The organism is Lentzea tibetensis, from assembly GCF_007845675.1.
Taxonomy (GTDB): domain Bacteria; phylum Actinomycetota; class Actinomycetes; order Mycobacteriales; family Pseudonocardiaceae; genus Lentzea; species Lentzea tibetensis.
The window spans coordinates 143,104-152,218 of record NZ_VOBR01000011.1; the positions used below are offsets into that span (position 1 = coordinate 143,104).

Sequence of the window (9,115 nt, forward strand, 5' to 3'; positions counted from 1 at the left end):
TCACTCGTGGCGGTGAGACCGTTACGACACCTGGGTGTTGTGCGCACCCAAGTGAGATGGAATCCCCGAGGGGACTCCCTAGTGGACGGTGAAGCTGCCAGTGGCACCGGTGAAGCCACTGATCGCGCCGTTCCACCCGTTCTTCCAGTCGCCGTTGTGGACGATCCGGTACGTCCCGGCGGGGGTGTCGGCCGGGACGGCCCACGTGACGGTGGCCTCCGAGTTGGCGATGCCGACCCGCTTCCACTGGTAGCGCGTCGACCAGTCGCCGTCGTCGGCGTGCCGCTTCCACTGGCCGTTCTCGAGCCGCTGCACCTCGAGGAAGGTTCCGTTGCGGTGCAGGTTGTTCTTCGGGTGGCCGGTGACGAACACCGCGGTCACCGTCTGCCCGGGCTGGTAGGACGCGGCGGGTGCGGTGAGCACCTGGCCCCAGCTCTGCCCCAGTGCCTTGTCGTCGAACACGACCCCGGTCTGCAGGTTGAGCTCGGTGAACGGCGGCCTGCCCGGCGTCGGGCCGGCGGGCAGGGGAGTGCCCGCGCGCATCGACGCCGCGATCTTGCCGAACTCCTGTTGGTACGCGGGTGTCGTGTTGCGGCCGAAGAGGGTCGAGCCGCCCTCGTACTGCTGGGAGTCGTACTCCTCCGGCGTCGTGACGTACTGGCTGTAGTCGTTGGCGTAGCCCTGGATCAGCACGTTGTCGACGCTGGTGCCGAGCTCCTGCGCGACGCTGCGGCGGATCCGCAGACCGGCGGTGATCGTCACCTCACCGGGCACCGCGACGAGGTGCAGCTGTCCGATTCGGATGATCTGCAGCGGCACCACGTTCGGCGTCGCGCCGATGAGACCCGTCGGCACGAGCGACGCCTTCGGGTACTGGCAGCTCTTCAGCCACTCCGGCACCGGGACGTTGAACGGCTCGAACAGCTTCTTGAGCGGACTCTGCATGCCCTCGGAGAAACCGGGGATCGCGGGCCCGTCCTCGACGCTGCCCGCGATCGTCGACGCGCCGACCACGCCCGAGCACGTGGTGCCCGGCTGGCCGTTGGCCGTGTACCGGCCCTCGACGCTGACCTGCGACATGTCGACGAAGCGCATCCGGTGGTCGACGCCGCTCATCGCGGTCCGCGGCCCGTCGTAGATCTCCTGCGCCTTGCGGTTCTGCCGCTCGCCGATGATCCGGGTGTTCTCCCACTGGTCCTCGGTGGGGCCCGAACCCGGCTTGAGGTTGAGGTTCGGCGACATGTCACCGGCGTTGGTGTTCGGGAACGCCGCGACGAAGCCCGGCCGGTTCTCCAGGTAGCGCACGCCTTCGTCGTCGTGCTCCCACTTGTAGGCCGCGTACCCCTTGTTGTCCGGGCTGATCAGCGTGTTCGCGTTGGTGACCGACGTGTTGTGCGTCGCGAACCAGCTGATCGCGCCGACGTCGTCGCTGCCCTGCCGGAAGCGCAGCACGGTCATCGCGGGGTCGATGCCCTGCGGGAAGAAACCCTTGTCGGGGTTGCGGTCGAACGCCGTGCGCGACCGGTTGACGCTCGCGGTGGTCAGCTCGCCGCGGCCGAGGCTGATCGAGCCGGGCCTGAGGTCCTCGTGCGCCTCGACGACCGACTCGACGATGCCGTCGGTGACCGCGTCCAGCGTCTGCTGCTGCAACCCGAGTATCGACAGGTTGTAGGCGAGGTTGTGCGAGAAGCCGCCGGGGCCCGAGTGCGTGTGCGTGGCCGAGAGCAGCAGGTTCTCGCGCGTGTAGGTGCTGCCGTAGCGCGACTGGAGCTTGGCGAGCACGCCTTCCTGCACCGCGCGGAAGATCATCGCCAGGTCGGCGTTGACGTACGCGACCCGCTTGCCGGTCGCCTGGTCGACCACGACGTACGCCCGGCTGCGTTGCCGCTGGTGGATGCCGGTCGTCTTCTGGTCGAACTTCGAGTAGCCCATCATGCCGTTCTCGGCGGCGGGGCCCGTGACGTCCGAGATGCCTCTGCCGACCAGGTACGGCTCCGGCGCCGCCTGCGCCACCGGTGGGACGGCGACGGCGACGAGGGTCAGGACGGTCAGCAGGACCTTGCGACGAGTGGCTCGCATCCGCGCTCCCCGGAATATGTGAAGCGGATTCGTATCTACTGCACGGTAGTGATCCACGCCACGTGAGGCAAGGTCGGGGGGACCGGGAAATCACTAGAGCGCCGCGCGGCCGTCCCTGAAGAAGGCCGCCACGTCGTCGAGGCTGGTCAGGGGGCGTGCGGCGCCGAATGGCGCGTTCCAGAACGGGCCGGTGCGCGGCTGCCACGGGCCGACGTAGGCGTACGGCTCGGCGATGTGCGCGTCGCCGGGCGAGATGCCGTAGTTGACCTCGTCGACCGTGATGCCGAGGTCGAAGTGCTCCGGCCACAGGATCGGTTCGGCGTCCGCGAACTCCCGCAGCGCCCGGTCGCCCCGCGCGAACGCGTCGGCGATGCGCCGCGCGTCCGCGGGGTCCACGTGGATGGCCGAGGACGGCGTGACGTCCGGGCCGTCGTGGTAGACGTCGCGCAGCGGGCGTGCCGCGACCCCGGCCGCCGCGGCGAGCTCCTCGTAGGTGCCGGTGAGCGGCAGCGTGCCGCCGGGGGTGATGAGCTGGTCGCCGTCGACCCGCAGGCCGGGTGCGCCGATCGTGCCGAAGCCGCCCGGTGTGACGCGCAGCTTGATGGTGCCGATCGCGTCGTACTGCGGTCCGGCGAGCACCAGCTCCGCGACACCGTGCAGTGCGACGCGGGTGACCTGGTAGTCCATCTCGTTCTCCTCACGGAGTCGGCTCGGGGAGCATCCGGGGGCTGACGTTACGACCCCGGCGGGGTTAGCGTCTGGCATGGCTGACCGCGGAGATCGCATCGTGGCCGTTCTCGACGAGGCCTTCGAGGACTTGATGTCGGCCGATCCGGCCGCGTTCCGGCACAAGTTCCGCAAGATGGCCGCCGAGCCGTTCGCGTTCTACCGGGGCAGCGCGTGCCTGTTCTACGCGGACATGGCCGACGAACCGGACGAGTGGGTCGACGAGCGCACCAGCCGGATCTGGATCCAGGGCGACCTGCACGCGGAGAACTTCGGCACCTACATGAACTCCGAGGGCGTGCTCGTCTTCGACGTCAACGACTTCGACGAGGCCTACCTCGGCGCGTACACGTGGGACGTGCGGCGGTTCGCGGCGAGCATGGCGCTGCTGGGCTGGCGCAAGGCGTTGCCCGACGAGACGATCGAGGAACTGGTGCGCGGCTACGTCGCGGCCTACGTCGGCCAGGTCCGCATGTTCGCGGAACGGCCGGGCGACGAGCTGTTCAGCCTGCGGCTCGACAGCACCGAAGGCGTGCTGCACCAGGTGTTGCAGAGCGCCCGCCTCGCGACCAGGGTCGGTCTGCTGGAGGAGAAGACGGTCGTCGTCGACTACGAGCGGCAGTTCCGCCGCGACCGCTCCGGCACCCGCGAGCTCGGCGCGGACGAACGGGCGCGCGTCGAGGAGGCGTTCGCCGGCTACCTGGACACCATCCCCGAGGGCAAGCGCGCGGGCAGCAGCCTCAGTTACGCGGTCAAGGACGTGGTGGGGCGCAGCGGTTTCGGCATCGGATCGGCCGGGTTGCCCGCGTACAACGTGCTCGTCGAGGGACGCACCCAGGCACTCGAGAACGACGTCGTGCTGTCGATGAAGCAGGCCAACGTGGCCGCACCGAGCCGGATCGTCGCCGACGAGCGCATCCGCTCCTACTTCACCGACCACGGCCACCGCACCGCGATCTCGCAGCGCGCGCTGCAGGCGCACGCCGACCCGTGGCTCGGGCACACCACCGTCGACGGCGTCGGGTACGTCGTGTCCGAGCTGTCGCCGTACGTCTCCGACCTCGACTGGTCCGACCTCAGCGAGCCGTCCGACATGGCGCCGGTGCTCGAGTACCTCGGCCGCGCGACCGCCAAGATGCACTGCGTCGCGGACAGCGACTCGTCCCAGACGCTCGTCGACTTCCAGTGCGAGGAGGCGATCGCGACCGCCATCGGTGGGCGTGACGCCGAGTTCGCCGACTCCGTCGTCTCGTTCGCGCTGCGCTACGCCGAGCAGACGCGCGAGGACCACCGGTTGTTCGTCGACGCGTTCCGGGGTGGCCGGATCAAGGGCGTCGACTCGACAGGGTGAGCAGCGAGATCTCGCTCGGCGCGAACACGCGCAGCGGCGGGCCCCAGAACCCGGCGCCGCGGCTCGTGTAGAGCTGGGTGCGGTCGCCGTGCGTGCTCAGCCCGGCGAGCACCGGCTGCTGCAGCTTCACGAGCAGGTGGAACGGCCAGATCTGGCCGCCGTGCGTGTGCCCGGAGAGCTGCAGGTCGATGCCCTTGGCGACGGCTTTGCGGATCTCCGACGGCTGGTGCGCCAGCAGCACGACCGCGTCGTCGTCGCGCAGGCCGTCCACGGCGGCGTCGAGGTCGGCGCGGTGGCCCTCCTCGCCGGAGGAGTTGGCGGTGATGTCGTCGACGCCCGCGAACACGAGCCGCGCGCCGTCGCGTTCCAGCACGACGTGCTTGTTGTGCAGCAGCGTCCAGCCGAACGACGCCATCAGCTCCATCCAGCCCTGCGCGTTGGAGTAGTACTCGTGGTTGCCGGAGACGTAGAACCGGTGCTGCGCAACGACGTCCGCGAGCGGCGCGGCCTGGCCCCTGCGCTGCTCCGCGGTCCCGTCCGCGATGTCGCCGACGTGCACGACGACGTCCGCGCCGAGCTCGTTGACCGCCGCGATGGTCTTCTCCGACCAGCGCGTGCGGTCCATGGCGCCGTAGTGCGTGTCCGTGAGCACCGCGATCCGCAGGCCGTCGAACGCCGGGTCCATCCGCGGCAGCGTGATGTCCACGTGCTTGATCCGCGGCACGCGCAGCGCCTCGCGGTAGCCGTGCGCGGTGAGCCCGGCGATCAGCACCGCCAGCAGCACCGCGACGATCCGCGACCGCAGCGGGTTGTCCACACCGGACACCAGCAGCACGAGCCGCAGCAGGTCGGTGATCAACGTCCACGCGAACGCGATCCAGGCGACGCCCAGCATCAGGTGTGCGATGCGCGCCGCGCGGTCGGAGTGCCGCCGGGTGATCAGGGCGATGAACGTGATGGCCGCCGCCACGAACAGCACACCGCTCACCGCGCGGACCGGTGACGGCCACTCGGCGGACGCCGGGAACAGGCCCGCCCACGGCACCCAGAACAGCAGGGTCGTGATCGTCAGCAGCACCAGCGTGAAGACGACACGCCTGACCGACAGTCGGGGCCGCGCGGCGGTGGTTGTCATGTCTCCAATCTACTTGTGCCGCGCGAGTACCAGGTGGCCGGCGATCGGGACGGCGTCGGCGGGGAAGCGGCCGAGCACGGCGCGTGACTCCACCCGGATGCGGTCGTAGACCTCGTCGCTGATCCGGTCGACGAGCGGCGTGCTCTCGACCTCCACCCGCACCATCTCGTCGATCGAGCCCCAGCGCGCGGTGCCGGTCCTGGTGCGGACGTCGGTCACCACCAGGCCCGCGTCGTCGAAACGCGAGCGCAGGACGTCGAGGTCGCCGTGCACCCAGTACGTGCTCAGCAGGCTGACCGCCTCGCGGCCCGCGTGCCGCCCGACCATCTCGACCCACGGCCCGTACGCGGGCTGCTCGGCGAGGCTGCTGTAGACCTGCACGCCGACCGTGCCGCCGGACACCCGGCCCATCTCGCGCAGCGCGGCGGTGGCGTCCAGGAAGAACATCAGCGCCGACTGGCACAGCACCACGTCGAACTCGCCGGTCTCGAACGGCAGGTCGGTGACGTCTCCCCGGCGCCACTCCAGGTCGGGACGCACCCGGCGCGCGACCGTCAGCATGCCCTCGTTGAGGTCGACGCCGACGACGTCGCAGCCCCGGTCGGCGGCGGTGCGGGCCAGCACGCCGGTGCCGCACGCGACGTCGAGCACGCGCTGGCCCGGTCGCAGGCCCGCCGCGTCGGCGAGCGGTGCCGCCCAGTCCGCGAAGAGCGCGGGCACGAACTTCGACTCGTAGACCTCGGCCTGGTCGGCGGAGATCTGGAACGCCTCGGTCATGCGGGTGAGCCTGCTCGCTCGCGGATCGCCGAGGATGGGGCAGTTGCCCTGTTTCCGGGGCGATAATCGTCGGCGTGGACGGGACACCCGAGGCACTCGACGCGCTCGCGGAGACCCGCTACCGCGAAGGCGACTACGCCGCCGCCATCGACCTGCGGGAACGCGCGTACGCCGGGTTCCGCGCCCGCGGCGACACCCGCTACCCGGCGGTGCTCGCCGCGTACCACCTGGCGTTCGACTACGCGGCCGTGCACGGGAACTTCGCGGCCGCGAGCGGCTGGCTGGAGCGCGGGAAACGGCTGGCGTCGGTGTCCGGTGACTGCGCCGAACGCGGCTGGGTCGAGCTGGCGTGCGTGCTGGCGACCTCCGACCGCGACGAGAAGGACCGGCACATCGCCGCGGCGCTGGAGATCGCGCGGCGCTTCGGTGACCACTCGCTCGAGTTCGACGCACTGGCGTACGCCGGGGTGGCTCTGGTGGAACGCGGGCACGTCGACGAGGGCATGCGCAGGCTCGACGAGGCGGCCGCGGCCGCGCGCGGCGGTGAGGTGCCGAACTTCGCCGCCGCGGGCGAGATCTACTGCAAGATGCTGCTGGCGTGCGAGATGGTGCTCGACGTGCGGCGCGCCGAGCAGTGGACGGACGCCGCGAACGCACCGGACTGGGCGTCGGCGATCTGCCGCATGTACTACGGCGGCATCCTCACCGCGGCCGGGCGGTGGGCCGAGGCCGACCATGAGTTGGCGACGTCGGCGCGGCTCTACGCGGTCAGCTACCGCGCCTTGTGTTCGGGTGCCGTGGTGCGCCTCGCTGATCTTCGGGTCCGGCAGGGCCGTCTCGAGGAGGCCGAGGCGCTGCTGACCGGCTACGAGCACGACTCGTACGCGGTGCGTCCGCTGGCGCGCACGCACCTGGCGCGCGGGTCGGTGGAGCTGGCGGCGACCCTGTTGCGGCGGCACGTGTCCCAGCACGGGGACGGGATGACGCAGGCGCCGGTGCTCGCCCTGCTCGCCGAGGTGGAGGCGTTGGCCGGGCGCTTTTCCTCCGCGCTGGAGCTGTGTTCGCGCCTCGTCACACCGACGCCCGCGTTGCGTGCCGTCGCCTCGTTCGCACGCGGGTTCGTGGCGGCGCGGTCCGGTGCGGACGCGGTTGGTGATCTCGAGGCGGCGCTCGCCGGGTTCGGCGCGGCCGGGTTGCCGTTCGAGGAGGCCCGCACCCGGCTGGAGCTCGCGCGGCTGGCCGCTCCGGAGATCGCGGTCGTCGAGGCGAAGGCGGCGTTGACAGTGTTCTCCCGGCTCGGTGCCGCCCGTGAGGCCGATGAGGCGGCGGCTCTGTTGCGCTCGCTGGGTGCTCGCGGGCGGACCGGGCCCAAAGACGTCGGCGTGCTGTCGAAGCGCGAGCAGGAAGTGCTCGCGTTGCTCGGGCTCGGGTTGTCCAACCCGGAGATCGCGGCGCGGTTGTTCATCAGCAGGAAGACCGCGTCGCACCACGTCAGCAACGTGCTGGCGAAGCTCGGTCTGCGCAACCGCGCCGAAGCCGCTGCGTTCGCCGTGCGTCCTGTCAGCTGAAGAACTCGGCCATCACGGGTGCCAGTTCGGTCGCCGCCACGCCGTGCCACTCGCCGGGCAGCGTGCGGTGCGTGCCGCGGGGGAGTGCGGCCGCGACGCCCTTCGCCCACGCGTGGAGGCGTGCGTCGCTCGCCTCGCTGTCCACGACGAGCGTCGGCGTGGCGATCTCCGCGAGCCGGCCGAGTGGGAGCGTCGAGGCGATCACCGTGTCGTACACGAGGGTGTGCGCGAGCGCTTCGAAGGCGGGCCACTGCGGCGACTCGCGCCTGCCGGTGACGTACTCGTCCGGCACCCCGATGCTGTGCTGGAAGTGCAGATACGCGTCCCCGCGGCGGCCGTCGGCCAGCAGGGCTTCCAGCTCGCCGCGCAGCGGATCCTCCGCGGAGTCCTCGCCGAGCGGGGGTTCGAGCAGGGTGAGCGCCCGGATCGGCAACCCGTGCGCGGCGGCGTGCAGAGCCAGGACCGCGCCGGACGAGAAGCCGTGCACGAACGCCTCGCCTCCCGCCAGGTCGATGACGGCCGCCAGGTCCTCGACCTCGCGTTCGACCGCGTACGGCGGAGTGTCGGTGCTCTCGCCCCGGCCGCGCCGGTCGTAGGTGTAGACCGTGAAGCGCTCTTCGAGCGCGTCCGCCAGCTCTCCCATCGGGCCGAAGCCCCGGTAGCAGCTCGCCGCGTCCACCAGCACCACCGCCGGACCGCTGCCGACCTGCGAGTACGCGATCGCCGTCCCGTCGCGTGACATGACCTTCATCGCCCACCTCCAGTCAGTACTGGACGGTACAGTACTGAGAACTGGACGGTCCAGTACTATGTTGCCATGGAGATCGAGGGACGGTCGGCCCGCAAGCGGCGCGCGATCGTGGAAGCCGCGCGGACGGTGTTCCTGCGCAGCGGGTACGCCGGCGCGAGCATGGACGAGGTCGCGGCACTGGCCGAGGTGTCCAAGCAGACGGTCTACAAGCACTTCGCGGACAAGGAACGGCTGTTCACCGAGATCATCGTCGGCGACATCAAGACGACCGAGGAGCGGTCCGACGAGATCATCGAGTCGCTGCCCGCGAGCGACGACATCGACGGCGACCTGCGCGCGCTGGGCAGGCAGATCGTCGTCAACGTCATGCAGCCGCGGCTGGTCCGGCTGCGGCGGATCATCATCGGCGAGGTCGACCGCTTCCCGGACGTGGCGCGCACCTGGTTCGACAGCGCGCCCGGCCGTTCCTACGCGATGCTCGCCGACCGGTTCGGCACGCTGCACTCGCGCGGGTTGCTGCACACACCCGACCCGATGCTGGCCGCGCAGCACTTCCTGTGGCTGGTGCTGTCGATCCCGATGAACAAGGCGATGTTCGAGGTCGACGAGAACCCGTTCACACCGGAGGAGCTGGAGCGGTTCGCGGACGAGGGCGTCCGCGTCTTCATGGCCGCTTACGGGCGCTGAACACTCGAACCTGGTGTTGGGAACGGGCCGTTCACTCGGTG

Annotated in this window: 8 protein-coding genes; 3 read left to right on the forward strand and 5 right to left on the reverse strand. The window is 70.7% G+C overall.

From position 1 onward, the window contains the following. Positions 1–78: 78 nt before the first annotated feature. A complete protein-coding gene (locus FKR81_RS19075) occupies positions 79–2,079 on the reverse strand; it encodes a neutral/alkaline ceramidase (protein WP_146353432.1) in 2,001 nt (666 codons plus the stop codon). Positions 2,080–2,172: 93 nt separating this feature from the next. After that, on the reverse strand, positions 2,173–2,766 hold the full coding sequence (locus FKR81_RS19080) for a hypothetical protein (protein ID WP_146353433.1): 594 nt from the start codon (positions 2,764–2,766) through the stop codon (positions 2,173–2,175). Positions 2,767–2,842: 76 nt separating this feature from the next. Between FKR81_RS19080 and FKR81_RS19085 the strand changes: the two genes are divergently transcribed. After that, entirely contained in the window at positions 2,843–4,156 is a 1,314-nt protein-coding gene (locus tag FKR81_RS19085) for a DUF2252 domain-containing protein (protein ID WP_146353434.1), read from the forward strand. Here the strand turns inward: FKR81_RS19085 and FKR81_RS19090 are convergent. Together FKR81_RS19090 and FKR81_RS19095 are read right to left on the reverse strand one after the other, a co-directional pair. Further along, positions 4,131–5,291 (reverse strand): metallophosphoesterase, encoded by a 1,161-nt coding sequence (locus tag FKR81_RS19090; protein ID WP_146353435.1) that lies wholly within the window; start codon positions 5,289–5,291, stop codon positions 4,131–4,133. The two genes, FKR81_RS19085 and FKR81_RS19090, sit on opposite strands and share 26 nt — an antisense overlap. A 9-nt stretch (positions 5,292–5,300) precedes the next feature. After that, entirely contained in the window at positions 5,301–6,068 is a 768-nt protein-coding gene (locus tag FKR81_RS19095; protein WP_146353436.1) for a class I SAM-dependent methyltransferase, read from the reverse strand. 74 nt (positions 6,069–6,142) lie between these two features. Between FKR81_RS19095 and FKR81_RS19100 the strand changes: the two genes are divergently transcribed. Then, the gene (locus FKR81_RS19100; protein WP_146353437.1) at positions 6,143–7,636 is read left to right on the forward strand and encodes a response regulator transcription factor; all 1,494 of its coding nucleotides are present in this window, start codon (positions 6,143–6,145) and stop codon (positions 7,634–7,636) included. Here the strand turns inward: FKR81_RS19100 and FKR81_RS19105 are convergent. Beyond that, positions 7,629–8,387 (reverse strand): alpha/beta fold hydrolase, encoded by a 759-nt coding sequence (locus tag FKR81_RS19105; protein ID WP_146353438.1) that lies wholly within the window; start codon positions 8,385–8,387, stop codon positions 7,629–7,631. The genes FKR81_RS19100 and FKR81_RS19105 overlap by 8 nt on opposite strands. 66 nt (positions 8,388–8,453) lie before the next feature. Between FKR81_RS19105 and FKR81_RS19110 the strand changes: the two genes are divergently transcribed. Continuing rightward, a complete protein-coding gene (locus tag FKR81_RS19110) occupies positions 8,454–9,074 on the forward strand; it encodes a TetR/AcrR family transcriptional regulator (RefSeq protein WP_146353439.1) in 621 nt (206 codons plus the stop codon). The last annotated feature ends 41 nt before the right edge of the window (positions 9,075–9,115 follow it).